Origin of the sequence: Streptomyces sp. NBC_00637, from assembly GCF_045161545.1 — a bacterium.
GTDB lineage: Bacteria > Actinomycetota > Actinomycetes > Streptomycetales > Streptomycetaceae > Streptomyces.
In genome coordinates this window covers 1,570,274-1,590,528 of record NZ_CP109046.1, presented here as the reverse complement: position 1 = coordinate 1,590,528, position 20,255 = coordinate 1,570,274, and the positions used below count along the sequence as shown (strand labels likewise).

At 71.2% G+C, this 20,255-nt stretch carries 14 protein-coding genes; 7 read left to right on the top strand and 7 right to left on the bottom strand.

Annotation, left to right across the window (positions count from 1 at the left end; genetic code table 11):
* Position 1: 1 nt before the first annotated feature.
* The 5 genes from OG440_RS06900 to OG440_RS06880 form a co-directional block, all read right to left on the bottom strand.
* Positions 2 to 961, bottom strand: coding sequence for an HpcH/HpaI aldolase/citrate lyase family protein (locus OG440_RS06900; protein ID WP_406005936.1), 960 nt, complete (start codon positions 959 to 961; stop codon positions 2 to 4).
* Entirely contained in the window at positions 958 to 2,985 is a 2,028-nt protein-coding gene (locus tag OG440_RS06895; protein ID WP_406005935.1) for a protein meaA, read from the bottom strand. The genes OG440_RS06900 and OG440_RS06895 overlap by 4 nt, the downstream gene beginning before the upstream one ends.
* Before the next feature lie 17 nt (positions 2,986 to 3,002).
* Positions 3,003 to 4,340 carry a crotonyl-CoA carboxylase/reductase gene (ccrA, locus tag OG440_RS06890; protein WP_406011279.1) on the bottom strand — a complete coding sequence of 446 codons (1,338 nt, stop codon included), beginning with the start codon at positions 4,338 to 4,340 and terminating at the stop codon, positions 3,003 to 3,005.
* A 430-nt stretch (positions 4,341 to 4,770) separates the two neighbouring features.
* Positions 4,771 to 5,586 (bottom strand): TetR family transcriptional regulator, encoded by an 816-nt coding sequence (locus tag OG440_RS06885; protein ID WP_406005934.1) that lies wholly within the window; start codon positions 5,584 to 5,586, stop codon positions 4,771 to 4,773.
* 136 nt (positions 5,587 to 5,722) lie between these two features.
* Positions 5,723 to 7,528: a 3-hydroxyacyl-CoA dehydrogenase family protein gene (locus OG440_RS06880; protein WP_406005933.1), complete on the bottom strand. Its 1,806-nt coding sequence runs from the start codon at positions 7,526 to 7,528 to the stop codon at positions 5,723 to 5,725.
* Between the two features lie 437 nt (positions 7,529 to 7,965).
* On the opposite strand from OG440_RS06880, the gene OG440_RS06875 reads away from it, so the two are divergent.
* Positions 7,966 to 8,541, top strand: a complete 576-nt coding sequence (locus tag OG440_RS06875; RefSeq protein WP_406005932.1) for an adenylosuccinate lyase — start codon at positions 7,966 to 7,968, stop codon at positions 8,539 to 8,541.
* 399 nt (positions 8,542 to 8,940) lie between these two features.
* The gene (locus OG440_RS06870; RefSeq protein WP_406005931.1) at positions 8,941 to 9,939 is read left to right on the top strand and encodes a tryptophan dimethylallyltransferase family protein; all 999 of its coding nucleotides are present in this window, start codon (positions 8,941 to 8,943) and stop codon (positions 9,937 to 9,939) included.
* Positions 9,940 to 10,208: 269 nt separating this feature from the next.
* Here OG440_RS06870 and OG440_RS06865 read toward each other — a convergent pair whose 3' ends face one another.
* Entirely contained in the window at positions 10,209 to 11,789 is a 1,581-nt protein-coding gene (locus OG440_RS06865; protein ID WP_406005930.1) for an alpha/beta hydrolase, read from the bottom strand.
* Between the two features lie 144 nt (positions 11,790 to 11,933).
* Entirely contained in the window at positions 11,934 to 12,977 is a 1,044-nt protein-coding gene (locus OG440_RS06860) for an Rv2578c family radical SAM protein (protein ID WP_406005929.1), read from the bottom strand.
* A 201-nt stretch (positions 12,978 to 13,178) separates the two neighbouring features.
* Here OG440_RS06860 and OG440_RS06855 point away from each other — a divergent pair, with 201 nt between their 5' ends.
* From OG440_RS06855 to OG440_RS06835, 5 genes are all read left to right on the top strand, one after another.
* The gene (locus OG440_RS06855; protein WP_406005928.1) at positions 13,179 to 13,622 is read left to right on the top strand and encodes an SRPBCC family protein; all 444 of its coding nucleotides are present in this window, start codon (positions 13,179 to 13,181) and stop codon (positions 13,620 to 13,622) included.
* Between the two features lie 152 nt (positions 13,623 to 13,774).
* Positions 13,775 to 16,177 carry an MFS transporter gene (locus OG440_RS06850; protein WP_406005927.1) on the top strand — a complete coding sequence of 801 codons (2,403 nt, stop codon included), beginning with the start codon at positions 13,775 to 13,777 and terminating at the stop codon, positions 16,175 to 16,177.
* A gap of 154 nt (positions 16,178 to 16,331) precedes the next feature.
* Positions 16,332 to 18,884, top strand: a complete 2,553-nt coding sequence (locus tag OG440_RS06845; RefSeq protein ID WP_406005926.1) for a SpoIIE family protein phosphatase — start codon at positions 16,332 to 16,334, stop codon at positions 18,882 to 18,884.
* Between the two features lie 150 nt (positions 18,885 to 19,034).
* Complete coding sequence (locus OG440_RS06840) at positions 19,035 to 19,760, top strand: class I SAM-dependent methyltransferase (RefSeq protein WP_406005925.1); 726 nt, start codon at positions 19,035 to 19,037, stop codon at positions 19,758 to 19,760.
* Positions 19,761 to 19,862: 102 nt separating this feature from the next.
* Entirely contained in the window at positions 19,863 to 20,216 is a 354-nt protein-coding gene (locus tag OG440_RS06835) for a DoxX family protein (protein WP_406005924.1), read from the top strand.
* The last annotated feature ends 39 nt before the right edge of the window (positions 20,217 to 20,255 follow it).

The window sequence follows — 20,255 nt, the reverse complement described above, 5'->3', positions numbered from 1 at the left end:
CTCAGGCCTCCGGGATCTCGAACTTGCCGGTGCGCCGCATGCCGGCGGCGCGTCCCTTGCCGGAGATGACCAGCGCCATCTTGCGGCTGGCCTCGTCGATCATCTCGTCGCCGAGCATCGCCGAGCCCTTCTTGCCGCCCGCCTCGGACGTGTAGTAGTCGTACGCGTCCAGGATCAGCTCGGCGTGGTCGTAGTCCTCCTGCGACGGCGAGAAGATCTCGTTGGACGCCTCGACCTGACCCGGGTGCAGCACCCACTTGCCGTCGAAGCCGAGCGCGGCCGCGCGTCCGGCGACCTCGCGGTAGCCGTCGACGTTGCGGATCTGGAGGTAGGGGCCGTCGATCGCCTGGAGGTCGTTGGCGCGGGCGGCCATCAGGATCTTCATCAGGATGTAGTGGTAGGCGTCCGCCGGGTAACCGGGCGGCTGCTCGCCCACGACCAGCGACTTCATGTTGATCGACGCCATGAAGTCGGCCGGGCCGAAGATGATCGTCTCGACGCGCGGGGAGGCCTGCGCGATCTCGTTGACGTTGTTGAGGCCCTGCGCGTTCTCGATCTGCGCCTCGATGCCGATCCGGCCGACCTCGAAGCCCATGGTCTTCTCGATCTGCGTCAGGAGCAGGTCCAGCGCGACGATCTGCTGGGCGTTCTGCACCTTCGGCAGCATGATGCAGTCGAGGTTGGGGCCGGCCCCCTCGACGACCGTCACGACGTCGCGGTAGGTCCACTCGGTCGTCCAGTCGTTCACCCGGACGACCCGCGTCTTGCCCGTCCAGTCGCCCTCGTTGAGGAACTTGACGATGGTGTGGCGTGCCTCGGGCTTGGCGAGCGGCGCGCACGCGTCCTCGAGGTCGAGGAAGACCTGGTCCGCGGGGAGGCCCTGCGCCTTCTCCAGGAAGCGGGGGTTGCTGCCCGGAACGGCGAGACACGAGCGCCGCGGACGAAGACGGTTGACGGTCATGCGGGGACCTCCAGGGGGTCGAGCTTGTTCGCTTTCCGGATCTCGTCGACGATGCGGCCGATGATTCCGGTGATGTCGAAGTCCTTCGGGGTGAAGACCGCGGCCACGCCGGCAGCTTTGAGCTGTTCGGCGTCTCCATTCGGGATGATGCCACCGGCGATCACCGGGATGTCTGTGGCACCGGCCACACGCAACCGTTCGAGGACGTCCGGCACCAGCTGGGCGTGCGAGCCGGAGAGGATGGACAGGCCCACGGCGTGCACGTCCTCCTCCAGCGCGGCGTCCACGATCTGTTCGGGCGTCAGCCGGATGCCCTGGTAGACCACCTCGAAGCCGGCGTCCCGGGCCCGCACGGCTATCTGCTCGGCGCCGTTGGAGTGCCCGTCCAGGCCCGGCTTGCCGACCAGGAAGCGCAGCTTGCCGACGCCCATGTCCTTCGCGGTGATGTCGACCCTGCGGCGGACGTCGGCCATGGCCGAGCCCTCCTCCGCGGGGACGGCCACCGGCGCCGACGACACGCCGGTCGGGGCGCGGAACTCGCCGAACACCTCGCGCAGCGCCCCCGCCCACTCGCCGGTCGTGACCCCGGCGCGGGCGCACTCCAGGGTGGCGTCCATGAGGTTGGCGGTGCCCTTGGCGGCCTCCTTCAGCTTCTCCAGCGCCTTGCACGGGCGAGGGTGGTTGAAGGGCGGCTGGTAGCGCGTGTCGCGCCAGTTCTGCAGGGAGGCGATGACACGGGCCTCGACCGCCGGATCGACCGTCTGGATGGCCGTGTCGAGATCGGCGGTGAGCGGGTTGGGCTCGGTCGTCTCGAAGACGTTGACGCCGATGATCTTCTCCTGCCCGGACTCGATCCGGGCCCGGCGCTCGGCGTGCGAGGAGACGAGCTGCGACTTGAGGTAGCCGGACTCGACGGCGGCCATCGCGCCGCCCATCTCCTGGATCCGCTCGATCTCCGTGAGGGATTCCTCGACCAGCTCGGCGACCTTCGCCTCGATGACGTGCGAGCCCTCGAAGATGTCCTCGTACTCCAGCAGGTCGCTCTCCAGGGCGAGGACCTGCTGGATCCGCAGGGACCACTGCTGGTCCCAGGGGCGGGGCAGGCCCAGGGCCTCGTTCCAGGCGGGCAGCTGCACGGCACGCGCGCGTGCGTCCTTGGACAGCGTCACGGCGAGCATCTCGAGGACGATCCGCTGGACGTTGTTCTCCGGCTGCGCCTCCGTCAGGCCCAGGGAGTTGACCTGGACGCCGTAGCGGAAGCGGCGCTGCTTGGCGTTCTCGATGCCGTAGCGCTCACGGGTGATCCGGTCCCAGATGCGGCCGAAGGCGCGCATCTTGCACATCTCCTCGACGAAGCGGACGCCCGCGTTCACGAAGAAGGAGATACGGGCGACGACGTCGCCGAACTTCTCGGCCGGCACCTGCCCGGAGTCCCGGACGGCGTCCAGCACGGCGATCGCCGTGGACATCGCGTACGCGATCTCCTGCACCGGCGTGGCCCCGGCCTCCTGCAGGTGGTAGCTGCAGATGTTGATCGGGTTCCACTTCGGGATGTGGGAGACCGTGTACGCGATCATGTCCGTCGTGAGACGCAGGCTCGGCCCCGGCGGGAACACGTGCGTGCCGCGGGACAGGTACTCCTTGACGATGTCGTTCTGGGTCGTGCCCTGGAGCTGGGTGATGTCCACCCCCTGCTCCTCGGCGACGACCTGATAGAGCGCCAGCAGCCACATGGCGGTGGCGTTGATCGTCATCGAGGTGTTCATCTGGTCCAGGGGGATGTCCTGGAACAGCCTGCGCATGTCACCGACATGGGCCACCGGCACGCCGACCCGGCCGACCTCGCCGCGGGCGAGGATGTGGTCGGAGTCGTAGCCGGTCTGGGTCGGCAGGTCGAACGCGACCGACAGACCCGTCTGGCCCTTGGCGAGGTTGCGCCGGTACAGCTCGTTGGACGCCTCTGCCGTGGAGTGACCGGCGTACGTGCGCATGAGCCACGGCCGGTCCTTCTGACGCTCAGTCATCTATGACCCCGGGTGTCTCAGATGTTGCGGAAGCGGTTGATGGCGTCGATGTGCTGGGCGCGCTTCTCCTCGTCGCGCACACCCAGACCCTCCTCGGGGGCCAGCGCGAGGACGCCGACCTTGCCCTGGTGGAGGTTGCGGTGCACGTCGTAGGCGGCCTGGCCGGTCTCCTCCAGGGAGTAGACCTTCGACAGCGTCGGGTGGATCTTGCCCTTCGCGATCAGCCGGTTGGCCTCCCAGGCCTCGCGGTAGTTGGCGAAGTGCGAGCCGATGATCCGCTTCAGGGACATCCACAGGTAGCGGTTGTCGTACTCGTGCATGTAGCCCGAGGTCGAGGCGCAGGTGGTGATGGTGCCGCCCTTGCGGGTGACGTACACCGAGGCGCCGAAGGTCTCGCGGCCCGGGTGCTCGAAGACGATGTCGATGTCCTCGCCGCCGGTGAACTCGCGGATGCGCTTGCCGAAGCGCTTCCACTCCTTCGGGTCCTGGGTCCGCTCGTCCTTCCAGAACTTGTAGCCCTCTGCGTTGCGGTCGATGACCGCCTCGGCGCCCATGGCCCGGCAGATGGCGGCCTTCTCGGGGGAGGAGACGACACAGATCGGGTTGGCGCCCCCCGCCAGCGCGAACTGGGTGGCGTAGCTGCCGAGTCCTCCGCTGGCGCCCCAGATCAGGACGTTGTCGCCCTGCTTCATGCCGGCGCCGTTGCGGGAGACCAGCTGCCGGTAGGCGGTGGAGTTGACGAGGCCGGGGGCCGCCGCCTCCTCCCACGACAGGTGGTCCGGCTTCGGCATCAGCTGGTTGGACTTCACCAGGGCGATCTCCGCGAGGCCGCCGAAGTTGGTCTCGAAGCCCCAGATGCGCTGCTCGGGGTCGAGCATCGTGTCGTTGTGGCCGTCGGAGGACTCCAGCTCGACGGACAGGCAGTGCGCGACGACCTCGTCGCCCGGTTGCCAGGCGTTGACGCCCGGGCCGGTGCGCAGGACGACGCCCGCGAGGTCGGAGCCGATGACGTGGTACGGCAGGTCGTGCCGCTTGGTCAGCTCGCTGAGCCTGCCGTAGCGCTCCAGGAAGCTGAACGTCGACACCGGCTCGAAGATCGAGGTCCACACGGAGTTGTAGTTGACCGAGGAGGCCATGACGGCCACCAGGGCCTCGCCCGGGCCGAGCTCGGGGACGCGGACCTCGTCCAGGTGGATCGACTTGCGCGGGTCCTTGTCGCGGGTCTCCTGACCGGCGAACATCTCCGTCTCGTCCTTGTGCACGGTGATCGCGCGGTAGGACTCGGGGAGCGGCAGAGCGGCGAAGTCGTCCGGCGTCGAGTCCGGCGACTGGATCGCGTCCAGGATCTTCTTCATGGTCACGGTGTTGCCTCCGGCGGTGAGCGCCCTGAGGGCGGGGCGCTGAGGGTTGCGGCGGTGCTGCTGAGGGTTGGGAGAAGGTGCCGTCGGTTCGGCGGATGTGCTGTTCGGCAGCGCTTTGTGGCGCGGGAGGTTGCCTGTGACGCAGGCGTCCGGGCGCGCAAACCATGAGTTTGCGGGGACAGCCGACGTACGAAAGGTCTCTGCACGCCGGCCGCCCGGACACCTTCAACGTATGACACCGCGTGTCACCTCGCAAGGCACTGAGTGCCAGAACTTGGTCTCAGCTGAAATCTTTACGTAACACATGAGCGATGATCGATCGAACGGGCTCTGAAATCTGCGCGAAAAGGGGCTCTGACATGCCAAAACGGCCACCCGGTGGGGTGGCCGTCGTCACAGCGTGGAAGGAGTTTTCGGGGCGTGCTCAGCGCTCCTTGAGGGCCTGCTCGATGGTGCGCATGACCTCGTCCAGCGAGGCATCGGTGCGGGCGACCGTCACCAGCACCTCCCCCTGCGCGGAGACCGCCGCCGGGGCGGGCCGGGGGCCGCCGGCGCTGCTGCGGCCGGCTCCTATACCCGTCCCGAACGTCTTGCGCACGATCGCGAAGGCGTGGTCGAGCTGGGTCTCGACGTCGCCCTGGCCTCCGGCCCTGAGCCAGCGCCGCAGCACGTGGTTGTGGGCGGTGACCACGGCGGACGCGGCGACCTCGGCGAGCAGCGGATCGTCGTTGGCGTCGTCGTCGTGGGCGTGCTCGTCGAAGTGGCCGAGGAGATAGCGGGTGAAGAGGCGCTCGTAGCGGGCCACCGACGCGATCTCCGCCTCGCGCAGGGTGGGCACCTCGCGCGTCAGCTTGTAGCGGGCGACCGAGATCTCCGGCCGGGCCGCGTACATCTTCATGACCTCCTTGATGCCGCGGCACACCGTGTCGAGCGGATGCTCGTGCGCCGGGGCCGCGTTGAGCACGGCCTCCGCCCGGATCAGGGTGTCGTCGTGGTCGGGGAAGATCGCCTCTTCCTTGGAGCGGAAGTGACGGAAGAAGGTCCGGCGGGCGACTCCGGCCGCGGCCGCGATCTCGTCGACGGTGGTCGCCTCGTACCCCTTGGTCGCGAACAGCTCCATCGCCGCGGCCGCCAGTTCTCGGCGCATCTTGAGCCGCTGGGCGGCCGCGCGGCTGCCCGCGGCACTCTCCGGCGCGTCGGGCGTGGCGGGTGTACGTGAGGACCTGGCGGGCTGGGGCATGACCCGAACGTACTGCATGTGCGCAGCTCGGTGCGCGTGTCCGGGGTTTCCCCCGCCCTCGGTGGGCGGGGGCCCGAGGGCGGGGTCGAGCAGCCCACCCCAGTCCTCGTCCGCGCGGAGCCGGTCGCCGATCCCGTCAGCGGCGGGCATATTCGCGGAAGCCGCGGCCGGTCTTGCGGCCGAGGCAGCCCGCGGCCACCAGGTGCTCCAGGAGCGGCGCCGGGGCCAGACCGGGGTCCCGGAACTCGCGGTGCAGCACCTTCTCGATCGCCAGGGAGACGTCGAGCCCGACGACGTCCAGCAGCTCGAAGGGGCCCATCGGGTAGCCGCCGCCCAGCTTCATCGCCGCGTCGATATCGTCGAGGGACGCGTAGTGCTCCTGGACCATCTTGATCGCGTTGTTGAGGTACGGGAAGAGCAGCGCGTTCACGATGAAGCCCGCACGGTCTCCGCAGTCCACCGCGTGCTTCTTGATCCGCCCGCACACCTCGCGGACCGTCGCGTGGACGTCCTCGGCCGTGAGCACCGTGCGCACGACCTCGACCAGCTTCATCGCCGGCGCCGGGTTGAAGAAGTGCATCCCGATCACGTCCTGCGGGCGCGACGTGGCGCGGGCGCAGGCGACGACCGGCAGCGAGGAGGTCGTCGTGGCGAGGATGGCGCCGGGCTTGCACACCTTGTCCAGCGTCGCGAACAGCTGCTGCTTGATCTCGAGGTCCTCGGCGACCGCCTCGAGCGCCAGATCGACGTCGGCGAAGGCGTCGTAGGAGCCGGCCGGGGTGATCCGGTCCAGGATCTCGGCTGCGGCCTCCGCGGTCAGCCGGCCCTTGTCGACCGAGCGGGAGAGCGACTTGCCGATCCTGGCCTTGGCGGTCTGCGCCTTCTCCTCGCTGCGGGCGGCGAGGACGACGTCGTAGCCGGCCTTGGCGAAGACCTCGGCGATACCGGACGCCATGGTGCCGGAGCCGGCGACGCCGACCGACCCGACCGGACGGCCGGGGGCCACGCCGGCGCCGGACAGGGGCGTCAGCGCGTCCGGGACGACCGTCGCGCTGCCCGGGGCGTCGTAGGTGTAGAAGCCGCGGCCCGACTTACGGCCGGTCAGGCCCGCCTCGCTGAGCTGCTTGAGGATCGGCGCCGGGGCGTGCAGCCGGTCGTGGGACTCGGCGTACATGGCCTCCAGGACCGTACGGGCCGTGTCGACGCCGATCAGGTCCAGCAGGGCGAGCGGGCCCATCGGCAGCCCGCAGCCGAGCCGCATCGCGGCGTCGATGTCCTCGCGGGAGGCGTACCGGGCCTCGTACATCGCGGCGGCCTGGTTGAGGTAGCCGAACAGCAGGCCGTCGGCGACGAAGCCGGGACGGTCGCCGACCGCGACCGGCTCCTTGCCGAGGTCGAGGGCGAGGTTGGTGACGGCGGTGACCGCGGTCGGCGCGGTCAGCACCGAGGAGACGACCTCGACCAGCTTCATGGCCGGCGCCGGGTTGAAGAAGTGCAGGCCCAGCACCCGCTCCGGACGCGCCGAGTCGGCGGCGAGCCGGGTCACGGAGAGCGCGTTGGTGCCGGTGGCCAGGATGGTCTCGGGCCGCACCAGCCCGTCCAGCTCGCGGAAGATCTGCTGCTTGATCTCGTACGACTCCGGCGCCACCTCGATGACGAGGTCGGCGTCGGCCACCGTACGCAGGTCGGTGGAGACACGGACTCGGGCCAGGGCCTCCGTGCGCTCCTGCTCGGTGAGCCGCCCGCGCTGCACGGCGCGGGCGGTGGAGGCCTCCAGCGCGGCGAGGGACCGCGCGGCCTGGGCCTCGCTGATGTCGACGCCGACCACCTCGCGCCCGGCCTTCGCCAGGACCTCGGTGATGCCGGTGCCCATGGTGCCGAGGCCGATGACGGCGATCGTCTGGAGCGGGGACAGAGGGGTGTCGGACAGGGGAGCGGCCATCGCGGGACTCCAGGAATGAGGTGACGACTGGGACGCGCCCGGGTGCGCCGAGGAGCCTTCGCGAGGCAGGGGCGCACCGGGTGCGGAGAAGGAGTTGCGGGTGTTGCCGGGCTACTTGCGCACACGCCCGGTGCCGTCGCCGAGGGCGTGCACACGCCCGGAGCGAACGGGGGGATCCGACCGGCCCTGTCCCGTGGCCGGGTCGTACAGCGGTACCGGTGGTACCGAACCGACTTCTCGCGGCGACTGCGTCACCAGGCCACCGCGAGGAGGTGAGACGAGTGGGTGACTCGCTCGTATGAGCTTAACCGGTGGGTAACGAGCGCGCCAGCCCCTGTGTTTGTGATCTGTTCCGCTCGAACGGCCTCACCCGGTCGGGGCGGACCGGGTGCCCGGTTCGCGCCTCCGCGCCCTGCCCATCCCCCTACGCTCGGCATATGGACGAAGAGTTGCGATCACTCACGGAGCGCTTACGGCGCGAGTCCGGCGCGACGGCCGCGTACGAGCGACTGGCGCGCACCGCGGACCACGACGAACTGGCGGGCGTGCTCATCGCGTCGGGGCAGCCGCTCTGGGCCCGCGAGCTGGCCGCTTTCCGGCTGGGATGCGCCGGCGACCGGCGCGCCTTCGAGGCGCTCGTCCTGCTGCTCAACCACCGGGATCCGGCGCGCTGCGCCTCCGCCGCCCACGCGCTGAGCCGGCTCGACGACCCCCGCACCGCCCGGGCCGCGGCCGCCCTGGCGACCAACGAGCTGCGCGTCGCCTACGCCCTGCACCCCGTACGGCTGCTGGTGGACCTGCGCGCACCGGAGTCCGTACCCGCGCTGATCACGACCCTGCGCCGCCGTCTGAGCCCCCACGACCCCTATCGCCGGGTGGCCCTCGCCTGCGTGGAGGGACTGGGCACCCTGGCCGACGACCGCGCCCGGCCGGTCCTCCACGACGCCCTGGCCCACCCGGCCCTCGCGGAGGCGGCCGTGCACGCGCTGGCGCGGATCCCCAAGCAGCGCTGAGCCGCCGTCGGACCGCGACGCCGGGTCGGGTGCCGGACGCGGCGTGCGGCCCGGTGCCCGACCTCGGTGCCCCGTCCGCCATCCCTGGGCGTGCGGAAACCGGACTCGCTCACGCATGACGGTCTTGTCGCCCATTAGTTCGAGATTCGAATATCTTCGCGATGGGAAGATCGCCTTCCGCCGGACTGCAGAGGGTCGGCGCGCCCGTCGGGCTGCCGCCGAAATGACCGCGGACGAGCCGGATCAGTCCGGCTGTGGAGGGGATAGGCCGTGACCAGCACACAACTGCCCGATGAGATACCAGTCCTGAGCCCGCCTCAAGATCCGACCAAAACTTTCGGGCAGTTCCTGGAAGACAAGTGGTCAGCGGTCTGCGGGGGCTTGGGGATAGACCAGTGGGTGACGGAGAGTGTGTTCCAGGACCTGCGGGAGGCACTCCACCCGTGGGGCGAGAGGCCCGTGGGAACGCGATGTGAGCCGCCTTCGTTCGTCTCGGCGGACGGCTTCCCCGCCGAACTCTCCGTCAGTTGGAAGGCCGGCCGGCCCGAGGTCCGCATCCTGTTCGAGTCGCTCGGCTCCGACGGCACCCCGCTCGGCTGTCAGGAGGCCGGCCGTCGGCTGACGCGGAGACTCGCGCGGAGACCCGGGACGGACATCGCGCGATACCTGGGTGTCGAGGACCTGTTCATCGCGTCCGCCCCCGATCGCTACCGGGCCACCATCTGGCACTCCTTGGCCTGGCGGCCGGGGGAGCTGCCCCGCTACAAGGTCTACCTCAACCCGCAGGTGCACGGCCTGGACCGCGCGTACGACGTCATGACGCAAGCCATGAACCGGCTGGGCCTGGCACAGGCCTGGGAACGGGTGGCGCGGCGCGGCGAGGAACTGGCGCGTAGAGGACACGAGTTGGAGCTCATGGCCCTCGATCTGGAGGGCGGAGACACCTCCCGGGTGAAGGTCTACTTCCGGCACCTCCCCATGCCGATGGACGAGCTGGACACCGTGGCGGCCCTGGCGCACTGCCACGACCCGGCCCGGGCGGCCCGGGCGCGCGCCGTGATCTACGGGCGGGACGGCGGCACCGTGAGCAACGAGCCGATGACCTGCCTGGCCTTCCGGGAGGGCGTGCCCGACCCCGAGGAGGCCAACGTCTACCTGCGGCTGCCGAACAACACCCGCAACGACGCGGAGGCGGCCTTACGTGTCGCGCGGCTCATGGAGCTGGAGGGGATCGACCCGCGTCCGCACGCCGAGGTTCTGCGGCGGTTGACGGCGGAGCCGCCGGAGGGCGCCGGGCAGTTGCAGGAGTTGTGCAGCTACCGGACGATCTCGCAGGACCTGCCCGCGGACATCGGTCTGTACCTGCGGTTCCCCACGTACGCCGACCCCGCGATCTGAACCTGGACCGGGTCCATGGGCGACGGCCCCGCCACAGCCGCTCCGGCACCGCGTGCGGGCTCCGCCGGGGGGCCGGCCGGCGACGGCCGCGAATCGGCCGGTGCCCATGACGGTGGGGGTGCCCCCGGCCGAGCGAAGCCGAGGCCGGGGGAGTGAGTACCGCGCCGCGGCGGCGGCTCCGTCGGGGGCGGAGATCCTGGTCGGTTCTCTCATCTGCCCATGGTGGACCACGGGTCTGACAACGCCCCCGACGGGCCTGCGCTCAGCGCTCAGCCACGGAACCCCAGCAGCCCGTGCAGCGTCGAGCCGTGGGCGCTGCGTGACCCCACCTTGGAGGTCGACGGCTTCGGGTCGGGCTGCGCTGCGCAGACCGCGTCGACCCCGCCGGTCCCGCGCGGCACGGTGCCATCGGTCAGGTACGCCGCCAGATGCTTGTCCAGGCAGGTGTTCCCGCTCAGCGTGATGCCGTGGTTCTGGCCGCCGTCCTCGACGACGAGGCTGGAGCCGCGCAGCAGCGCGTGGACCGTGGCGCCGCCCTCGTAGGGGGTGGCCGCGTCGTTCGTCGCCTGGAACAGCAGGGCCGGCGGCAGTTGGCCGTTGGCGAGGTTCACCGGGCCCACGGATTCGGTCGGCCAGAACGCGCACGGCGCGTTGTACCAGGTGTTGTTCCAGGTCATGAAGGGCGCCTTCGCGTACGCCGACCAGTTGTCCGTGCGCCACTCGTCCCAGTCGCGCGGCCAGAAGGCGTCCCGGCACTGCACGGCGGTGTAGACGCTGTAGCCGTTGTCGCCCGCGGTGTCGACGGCGGCGAGGTTCTCGTACGCCTCGACCAGCGGGGCGGTCTCCTTGCGGTTCGCGTACGCCGCGAACGCCTCGGCGAGGTGGGGCCAGTAGCCGTTGTAGTAGCCGCCGGGCAGGAAGGTGTCCTCCAGCTCCGACGCGCCCACCCGGCCGCCGGCCGGCTTCCCGGCGAGGGCCGCCCGCATCGCGTACCACTTGGCCTCGACCTGCTCCGGGTCGGTGCCGAGCTTGTACGTCTTGTCGTACTTGGCGATCCAGGCCATCAGGGCGCGGTGCCGGTCGTTGAAGGCCAGGTCCTGGGTGAGGTTGTCCTCGTACCAGACGCCCGTGGGGTCGACGATCGAGTCCAGGACCAGCCGCCGTACCCGCTGCGGATACAGCTTGGCGTACACCGCGCCGAGGTAGGTGCCGTACGAGTAGCCGAAGTAGTTCAGCCGCCGCGCGCCGACCGCGGCACGGATCGCGTCCATGTCCCGTACGGCGCTGACCGTGTCGATGTAGGGCAGCACGCGCGCGTACTTCTTCGCGCAGGCCGTCGCGAAGGACCGCGCGCGGTCGACGTTCGCCTTCTCGATCGCCTCGGTGCCGGGCACGGAGTCCGGGCGCACGGAAGCGAAGTGGCCGGGCGCGCAGTCCAGCGCGGGCGTGCTCCTGCCCACCCCGCGCGGGTCGAACCCGATGACGTCGTACTGGGCCGACACCGCCTTCGGCAGCGCCGAGGCGACGAACGCGGCGAGGCTCAGTCCCCGGCCGCCGGGACCGCCGGGGTTGACCAGCAGCGGGCCCTGGTACTTCCTCGCGGTGTGCGGGACGCGGGACAGCGCCAGGGTGATCTGCTCACCGCCCGGCCGCTCGTGGTCGAGCGGCACCTTCAGGGACGCGCACTGGAGCGCCGGCTGCCCCGTGGTGCCGCCGCAGCCCTTCCATTCGAGCGCCGCCGCCCGGGTGGGCTCGGCGGGGTGCGAGGGGCTCGCGGCGGCGGGCGCGACGGTGACCGTCCCGGCCACGACGAGGGCGGCAGCGCACAGCGCTGCTGCGCGTTGGTTCATGGAGTGCTCCCGGGGCGATGGAGGGGCCGAAGGTCGGACCGGGCAGGTCACGGCCCTTGCCGCATCGTTCCGAAAACAGCGTCCGGCAGAACCTGTTCCGCCGTTGATTGACCCGTTCGGGTCGCCGGATGCGCTCGGAAGCGCTCAGATCAGCGTGAGCTGGGTCGGCCCGGACCCGGTCGGCTCCTCCTCCGGCCCGGGCCGTGGGATCCTGCGGGGCATCCCCGCGCGCGTGGGGCCGATCCCGTACTCCTCGGCCAGTTCGTGGACCTGACGGGTGATCCGCCGCTGGTACCACTTCGGGGCGTAGGCGCCGTCCGCGTACAGCCGCTCGTACCGGCGCACCAGATAGGGATGGTGCTGCCCGAGCCAGGCCATGAACCACTCGCGGGCGCCGGGCCGCAGATGCAGCGCCAGCGGGGTGACGGAGGTGGCGCCGGCGGCCGCGATCGCCCGCACGGTGGCCCGCAGCTGGTCCGGCTCGTCGCCGAGGAACGGGATCACCGGCGCCATCAGGACCCCGCAGCCGATCCCGTGGTCGGTGAGGGTCCGCACGACGTCCAGGCGCCGCTGGGGGGCCGGCGTGCCCGGTTCCACGGTGCGCCACAGCTCGGTGTCGGTGAAGCCGACGGAGACCGAGACACCGACGTCGGTCACCTCGGCGGACTGCCGCAGCAGGTCGAGGTCGCGCAGGATCAGGGTGCCCTTGGTCAGGATCGAGAAGGGGTTCGCCCGGTCGCGCAGGGCGGACAGGATGCCCGGCATCAGCCGGTAGCGGCCCTCCGCGCGCTGGTAGCAGTCGACGTTCGTGCCCATCGCGACGTGCTCCCCGTGCCAGCGCGGCGAGGCCAGCTGGCGCCGCAGCAGCTCGGGCGCGTTCACCTTGACGACGATCTGGGTGTCGAAGCCGGTCCCGGTGTCGAGGTCGAGATAGCTGTGCGTCTTGCGGGCGAAGCAGTACACGCACGCGTGCGTGCAGCCACGGTAGGGGTTCACCGTCCATTCGAACGGCATCCGGGAGGCCCCCGGCACCCGGTTGAGGATCGAGCGGGCCCGGATCTCGTGGAAGGTGATGCCGGCGAACTCGGGCGTGTCGAACGTCCTGGTCGTGACCGCGTCCGCGCCGAACAGCGCGGCATCGGCCGGCCGGTCGTGGCGGGTCTCCGCGGTGAGGTTGTCCCAGCGCATGACGCCTCCTCGGTAGCACTGCCCCCACAATAGAACATCTGTTCCCATGATCGTGCGGGGGGCTCTTCGGCAGCCCTTTTCGATCGCCCCGCGATCGCTTCGGGGACCCCGATTTGGGCGGCCGTGGACCGGGGTGGTTGGCTTGCCCCGAAGCTGCAGAACCCCGAACACCCCTGAGCAACACGGACCTGGAGGAACCCCATGGCGCAGGTCGAGGCCACCACCGAGCGGGTCGTCGCCGCGGACCCGGAGAAGGTGTTCGACACCATCGCCGACTACAGCGACGCGCGCGGGAGGCTGCTGCCCGAGCACTTCAGCGAGTACGAGGTGCGCGAGGGCGGCGACGGCGAGGGCACCCTCGTCCACTGGAAGCTCCAGGCCACCAGCAAGCGCGTGCGCGACTGCCTCCTGGAGGTCGCCGAGCCGACCGACGGCGAGCTGGTCGAGAAGGACCGCAACTCCTCGATGGTCACCGTCTGGCGTGTCACCCCGGCGGGCGAGGGCAAGTCCCGCGTCGTCGTCACCACGACCTGGAACGGCGCCGGAGGCGTGGGCGGTTTCTTCGAGAAGACGTTCGCGCCCAAGGGCCTCAACAGGATCTACGACCTGATCCTCGCCAACCTCGCCACCGAGGTCGAGAAGTAGACCAACAACGCAGCGCCCCCCGTGCGTTGCCCTCCTTCACCGGTTCGAGTGGATATCCCTTGTGACCGGGATGGCCCCGTAACTCGTCGCGCTTGCTCGTAGTTGTCGCTTTACGCGGGAATTGTGTGGCAGGTGCGACGAGGGAGCGGTACATGGGCGGGACGACGCCGGTACAGGACGAGCCGGTCACGGCACCTGCCGCGGAGGACCCGCCCCCGCCCCCGGCGCCGGCCGGCGGGACGGAACCCGGCCGGCGCCGGGTGCGGCTGATCTTCTTCTCCCTGATGCTCGCACTGCTCCTCGCGGCCCTGGAGCAGATGATCGTCGCCACCGCCCTGCCGAAGATCGTCGGCGAACTGCACGGCCTGGACCGGATGTCCTGGGCGATCACCGCCTACCTGCTCACCGCCACGGTCGGACTGCCGGTCTACGGCAAGCTCGGCGACCTCCTCGGCCGCAAGGGCGTCTTCCAGTTCGCGATCGTCGTCTTCGTCATCGGCTCCGCGCTCGCCGGGCGGGCCCGCACCATGGACCAGCTGATCGCGTTCCGCGCGGTCCAGGGCGTCGGCGCGGGCGGACTCATGATCGGCGTACAGGCGATCATCGCGGACATCGTGCCGCCTCGGCAGCGCGGCCGGTTCATGGGCCTCATCGGCGCCGCCTTCGGTCTCGCCTCCGTCGCCGGACCGCTGCTCGGCGGCTACTTCACGGACCACCTCTCCTGGCGCTGGTGCTTCTACTTCAACGTGCCGTTCGGCCTCGCCACCCTCGCCGTCGTCACCGTCGTCCTGAAGCTGCCGAAGCCGGTGGCCAAGCCCCGATTCGACGTCCTCGGCACCCTGTTGCTGGCCACCGCCTCCACCTGCCTCGTCCTGCTCACCAGTTGGGGCGGCACCACGTACGCCTGGGACTCCGGCGTCGTCCTCGGCCTCGGCGCGGGAGCGGCCGCCTCGGCCGTGCTGTTCCTCGCCGTGGAGCGCGCCGCCGCCGAACCCCTCATCCCGCTGCGGCTGTTCCGGGACTCCGTCTTCAACGTCAGCGCACTCGTCGGCCTGGTGATCGGCGTCGCGCTGTTCGGCGCCGCGAGCTACCTGCCGACCTTCCTCCAGATGGTCGACGGGGCCACCGCCACCGAGTCGGGGCTGCTGATGCTGCCCATGATGGGTGGCATCGTCGGAGCCTCGGTCCTCTCCGGGCAGCTCATCACCCACACCGGCCGCTACCGGATCTATCCCGTCCTCGGCAGTACCCTCGCCGCCCTCGGCATGTGGCTGCTGTCCAGGCTGGAGGTCGACACGCCCCGGCTCCAGTACAGCCTCTGGATGGCCGTCCTCGGCGCCGGCATCGGGCTGGTGATGCCCGTCCTGGTCCTCGCCGTGCAGAACTCCGTGCGCCCCGCCGACCTCGGCACCGCCACCAGCGCCAACAACTACTTCCGCCAGATCGGCGGCAGCGTCGGGGCGGCCGTCTTCGGCACGCTCTTCGCCGACCGGCTCACCGACGCCCTGAGCGCCCGCCTGCCCGCCCGCGCCGCCGGCGACGTCCCGGACCCCGAGTCCCTCACCCCGCAGCTCGTCCGCACCCTGCCCCCGCAGCTGCGCGACGCCTACATCGGCGCCTACGCCGACGCCATGCCGAGGATCTTCCTCTACCTCGTGCCGGTGCTGCTCCTCGGCCTGCTCCTCGCCTTCTTCCTCGAGGAGAAACCGCTGGTGGCCCACCACACCGGCGCGGCGGAACCCGCGTCCGGGAACACGCAGGTCCCGCAGACCCTCGCGCTCCAGGCGCCTCACCTCGCCGGCGTTCCCGTCCAGGGCACGGTGCGGCGCCCCGACGGGACCGTCGTGCACCGCGCGGCGCTCACGCTCATCGACGTGACCGGGCAGCAGATCGGCCGGGACGCGAGCGCCGCCGACGGCCGGTTCGCGCTGGCCGCGCCCGGCTCCGGGGCGTACGTCCTGATCGCCGCCGCCGGCGGTCACCAGCCGCGCGCCTTCTCCCTCACCGTCGGCGAGCGGCCCGTCGCGCTCGACGTCGTCCTCGGCGGGGCCGGTCGCCTCGCCGGGAGCGTCGTGTCCGCCGACGGCTCCCCGGTACGGGAGGCCGCCGTCACCCTCACCGACGTCCACGGCGAGGTGGTCGCCACCACCCGCAGCGGCCGCGACGGCGGCTACGTCATCACCGAACTCGTCGCCGGGGAATACACCCTCGCCGCCGGCGCGCCCGCCTTCCGCCCGGCCGCCGTACCGGTCAGTGTCCAGGCCGCCCGCGAGACCCGCCAGGACGTCGAACTGGCCGGCGGCGCCCTGCTGCGCGGCACGGTCCGGGCCACCGGCGGGCGGCCCGTCGAGGACGCGCGCGTGACCCTCCTGGACGCGGCGGGCAACGTCGTGGACACCCTCACCACGGGGCCCGACGGCACCTTCCGCTTCGTCGACCGCTCCGGCGGCGAGTACACCGTCATCGCCGCCGGTTACCCGCCGGTCGCCACCGTCCTCCAAGTGGCGGGCGGCGCCCGCACGGAACGCGACCTCCAGCTCGGCCACGAGGACTGATCCCGTCGCGAACGGCCGCCGGGACGTGCGGCGTACCCCGGCGCGCCGCGCTGAAACCAATTCCAGGATTGCCGCACATGCCGACCGACGTGCGCCGTACGGTGGTGACGGCGCAACAGATCTTGCACAGCTCTGGGGAGAGAGGGCCTGGGCCATGGACCGTGGCACCGAGAGGGACGTACCTCCCAGCCGCGGAGCCGGCGGCGGCACGGCCGACACGGCGGGCGAGGCAGGGCAGGGGTCCCCGCGCCCGGAGGACGGGGGAGAGTCCGCCGACGCCGGACGCGTCCCGCTGGCCGTCGTCGTGGTGGACCGCGAGGGACTCGTCTCCCACTGGAGCACCGGCGCACGCCGGCTCTTCGGTGTCGTCAAGGACGAGGCGATCGGCCGGCCCGCGATCGACCTGCTCCCCGTCTCCGGCGCGCTTCCCGAGCCGGACGACCACTTTCCCGACGGCGGATACGACGGCTACGGGGACTACGCGGCCTACGACGGCCTCGGGCCGGGCCTCGACTCGTCCCTCGACCGGGGTCTCGGCTATCCGGCCGCCGGTCGGGCCCGGCTGACCGTCCCCGGGCGGGACCGCGAGCGTGGTCGGGTCGACGTGCTGTGGTGGGCCTACCCGCTGGTCGGCCCGGGCACGGAACGGCTGCTGGTCCTGGCCGCGGACGCGACGGAACTGCACAGGGACGAACCGGTCGACTCCCTGGCCGTCGAACGCATCGCGCCCGCCTTCGCCCTGCACACCGACTTCCCCGGCGCCGCGGAACTCGCCCGGCGACTGCCCGAGATCCTGCCCAGCATGAGCGTCGGCGAGAGCGCCCGCATCGTCGCGCAGGTCCTCGAACTCGGCTACCCGGTACTGGAGTTCAGTCAGAACGACCGGGTGCCGGTGACCCCCGACTGGGGCGTGGCCCGGCGCGTCGAACGCAGAGCGCGCCGCGAACGGGCCGCCCGCGCCGTCGCCGAAGGGACGCCGATACCGCAGGAGCTCGCCGACGAGGGCGAGGACCTCGAGTACGTCGCCGTCCGTGAGCGGCTGGAGTTCCTCAACGAGGTCAGCGGGAAGATCGGCACCTCCCTCGATCTCTCCCGCACCATCATCGAGGTCAGCAAAGCCGTCGTGCCGCGCTTCACCGACGTCGCCGGCACCTATCTGCGCGAACAGGTCGTCGCCGGTGAGGGGTTCCCCGACGGCGTGCCGGACACGACCACCATGTGGCACCGGGTCGCCCTCGAACACACCGACGAACCCGGCCGCTGGGACGACGTCGTACCCGTCGGCGAGGCCATGCCGTTCCCGGCACACACCCCGTTCTTCCAGTGCATGACGAGCGGACAGCCCGTCCTCGTGCCCCGCATCAGCGAGCGAATGGGCCACGCCATCGCCTCGCAGTTCGAGAAGCGCGACATCCGGCCCCTGATCACCGGCCGTTCCATGCTGGTCGTCCCGCTCAAGGCCCGTAACGTCGTCCTCGGCTTCATGATCCTGCTGCGCCACCCCGAGCGCGCCCTCTTCAACGACATGGACCGCGTCACGGGCGCCGAACTCGCCGCCCGCGCCGGCCTCGTGCTCGACAACGCGCGCATGTACACCTACCAGGAGAGCGTCGCCGAGATCCTCCAGGACAGCATGCTGCCGCACATCCCACCGCGCATGGCGGGCTGCGACATCGCCACCCGCTATCTGCCGGGCACGTTGCTCGGGCGGGTCGGCGGCGACTGGTTCGACTCGGTGAAGCTGCCCGGCGCGCGTACCGCCCTCGTCGTCGGCGACGTCATGGGACACGGACTCAACTCGGCCGCCATGATGGGCCAGTTGCGCACAGCCGTGCAGACCATGGCAGCGCTCGACCTGCCGCCCGCCCAACTCCTGCGCAACCTCGACGACCTGGCGCAACGGTTGGGCGACACCTACCTCGCGACGTGCCTGTACGCCGTCTACGACCCGATCGTGGGCGAGCTGCACCTCGCCAACGCCGGCCACATCCCACCCGTGTTGGTACGCGCCGTCGACGGCCGCAGCGAACTGCTCGAACTGCCCACCGGCGCGCCCATCGGAGTCGGCGGGGTGCCCTTCGAGGCCGTACGCGTGCGCGTGGACCCGGGCGACCGGCTGGTGATGTGCACCGACGGCCTGGTCGAGGTGCGCGGCGAGGACATCGGCGTAGGGCTCGCGACCCTCTGCGAGTCCGCCGCCCACCCGGCCGCCTCCATGGACGACGCCTGCGACACCATCATCCGCACCCTCAACGTCCGAGGCGGCCGCAAGGACGACGTGGCCCTGCTCATGGCGCGTCTCAACGGCATCGAGCCGGACGACGTCGCCGAGTGGCGGTTCCCCCTCGACCCGGCGGAGGTCGGCCGGGCCCGAGCGGTGGTCCGCGAACAGCTCCACGCATGGGGTCTGGCGAAGCAGGCCGAGGCCGCCGAACTCATGGTGAGCGAGCTCGTCACCAACGCCGTACGGCACTCCCGCCGCAGCCCCGTGGCCGTACGCCTCGTCCGCGGCGAGACGCTGCTGTGCGAGGTCGAGGACGACGACCACGAACTGCCGACCCTGCTGAGTGCCGGCCCCGGCGACGATGCCGGGCGGGGACTGCGCGTCGTGAGCGCGCTGGCCCGCGAGTGGGGCACCAGTCGTACGGCCGCGGGGAAGTCGGTGTGGTTCGAGCTGACGTTGCCGCGCCGCCCCGCGGGACGCTGAGCCGAGGCACCGGGGCGCACCGGACGGCGGACGGAACTCGAACGCGGCGTGAAGGAATGAGCTCCGCGCTTGTCGCGCCGTCCGGGGAGCGATAGACCGTACTCGCCCGTCACTTACGACGGATCGGTTCTGCATCCTGGGGAGTTGTGCATGAGCGTGACGAGTCGGTACCGGGAGGCGTGGGAGGGCTTCTGGCGGGAGGCTCCGCAGGAGGCGGGCGGTGTGTTCTGGGACGCGGATCCGAAGGTGACCGCAGCCCCCCACCTGGCCCTCTTCGAGCCCCATCTCGCCGACCCCGGGCTGGCGTTGCTGGACCTCGGCTGCGGCAACGGCACCCAGACCCGCTACTTCGCCGACCGCTTCCCGCACGTGGTCGGAGCCGACCTGTCCGCCTCGGCCCTCGACCACGCCCGCCGTGCCGACCCCGCCGGACAGGCGACCTACCGGCTGCTGGACGCGGCCGAGAAAGGCGCGGCCGAGACGCTGCACGCCGAACTCGGCGACGCCAACGTCTATATGAGGGGGGTCCTGCACCAGTGCGAGCCCGACGACCGGCAGCCGCTGGTGGACGGGATCGCCGCATTGCTCGGGGAGCGCGGCCGGGTGTTCCTCGTCGAGCCGTCGGAGGCGGCCCGTCCCGTCCTGGGCGGACTGGCACAGAGTCCGGCCGGTCCGCCGCCGAAGCTCGCGCCGATCTTCCGGCACGGCATCGCCCCGGGCGAAGTGGCCGACGACGCGGTGCCCGCGTTTCTGCGCGCCGCCGGTCTCACCATCCTGGCCAGCGGTGAACTACCCCTCGTGACCACCGAGTTCGCGCCCGACGGCACCCGGATCGAACTGCCGTCGAAGTGGCAGGTCGCCGCTCGCGTCGAGTGACCGCCGTCACATGAAAGCGGCTCCTGTGGCTGTCACACCTTCGCGGCGCACGGTGTCAGGGGGGTGAAGGAACACACGGAAACCCCTTGAGGAGCTGCTGAGATGTTCACCGACCACTCCACCGCCTATGTCGTCGTCACCCTCGTCGGAGCCGTCATGGCGGGCTTCTCGGCCGCCTCGATCTTCCTCGGCGCCGAGTGGACGGTGAAGCCGCTGGCCGACTACGGAGTGCCGCGCTCGTGGTGGCCGTGGCTCGGCGCCGCCAAGGCCGCGGGCGCGGGCGGTCTCCTGGCCGGGCTGTTCGTGCCCGTCGTCGGCGTACTCGCCGCGATCGGTCTGACCCTGTACTTCCTCGGCGCCGCCGTCACCGTGCTGCGGGCCCGCTGGTTCGCACACCTGCCGTTCCCGCTCGTCTACGCGGCACCGGCGGTGGCCTCCCTGGTGCTGGCGTTCTGACCCCGGTCCGGGCACGGGACAAAGGACAAGGCGGGGGAC

Bases quoted from the DNA above. Each gene is read 5' to 3' on its own strand.
- OG440_RS06835 (WP_406005924.1), top strand. From the start codon at position 19,863: ATGTTCACCGACCACTCCACCGCCTATGTCGTCGTCACCCTCGTCGGA.
- OG440_RS06885 (WP_406005934.1), bottom strand. From the start codon at position 5,586: ATGCCCCAGCCCGCCAGGTCCTCACGTACACCCGCCACGCCCGACGCG.
- OG440_RS06840 (WP_406005925.1), top strand. From the start codon at position 19,035: ATGAGCGTGACGAGTCGGTACCGGGAGGCGTGGGAGGGCTTCTGGCGG.
- OG440_RS06865 (WP_406005930.1), bottom strand. From the start codon at position 11,789: ATGAACCAACGCGCAGCAGCGCTGTGCGCTGCCGCCCTCGTCGTGGCC.
- OG440_RS06900 (WP_406005936.1), bottom strand. From the start codon at position 961: ATGACCGTCAACCGTCTTCGTCCGCGGCGCTCGTGTCTCGCCGTTCCG.
- ccrA (WP_406011279.1), bottom strand. From the start codon at position 4,340: ATGAAGAAGATCCTGGACGCGATCCAGTCGCCGGACTCGACGCCGGAC.
- OG440_RS06850 (WP_406005927.1), top strand. From the start codon at position 13,775: ATGGGCGGGACGACGCCGGTACAGGACGAGCCGGTCACGGCACCTGCC.
- OG440_RS06895 (WP_406005935.1), bottom strand. From the start codon at position 2,985: ATGACTGAGCGTCAGAAGGACCGGCCGTGGCTCATGCGCACGTACGCC.
- OG440_RS06875 (WP_406005932.1), top strand. From the start codon at position 7,966: ATGGACGAAGAGTTGCGATCACTCACGGAGCGCTTACGGCGCGAGTCC.
- OG440_RS06855 (WP_406005928.1), top strand. From the start codon at position 13,179: ATGGCGCAGGTCGAGGCCACCACCGAGCGGGTCGTCGCCGCGGACCCG.
- OG440_RS06880 (WP_406005933.1), bottom strand. From the start codon at position 7,528: ATGGCCGCTCCCCTGTCCGACACCCCTCTGTCCCCGCTCCAGACGATC.
- OG440_RS06845 (WP_406005926.1), top strand. From the start codon at position 16,332: ATGGACCGTGGCACCGAGAGGGACGTACCTCCCAGCCGCGGAGCCGGC.
- OG440_RS06860 (WP_406005929.1), bottom strand. From the start codon at position 12,977: ATGCGCTGGGACAACCTCACCGCGGAGACCCGCCACGACCGGCCGGCC.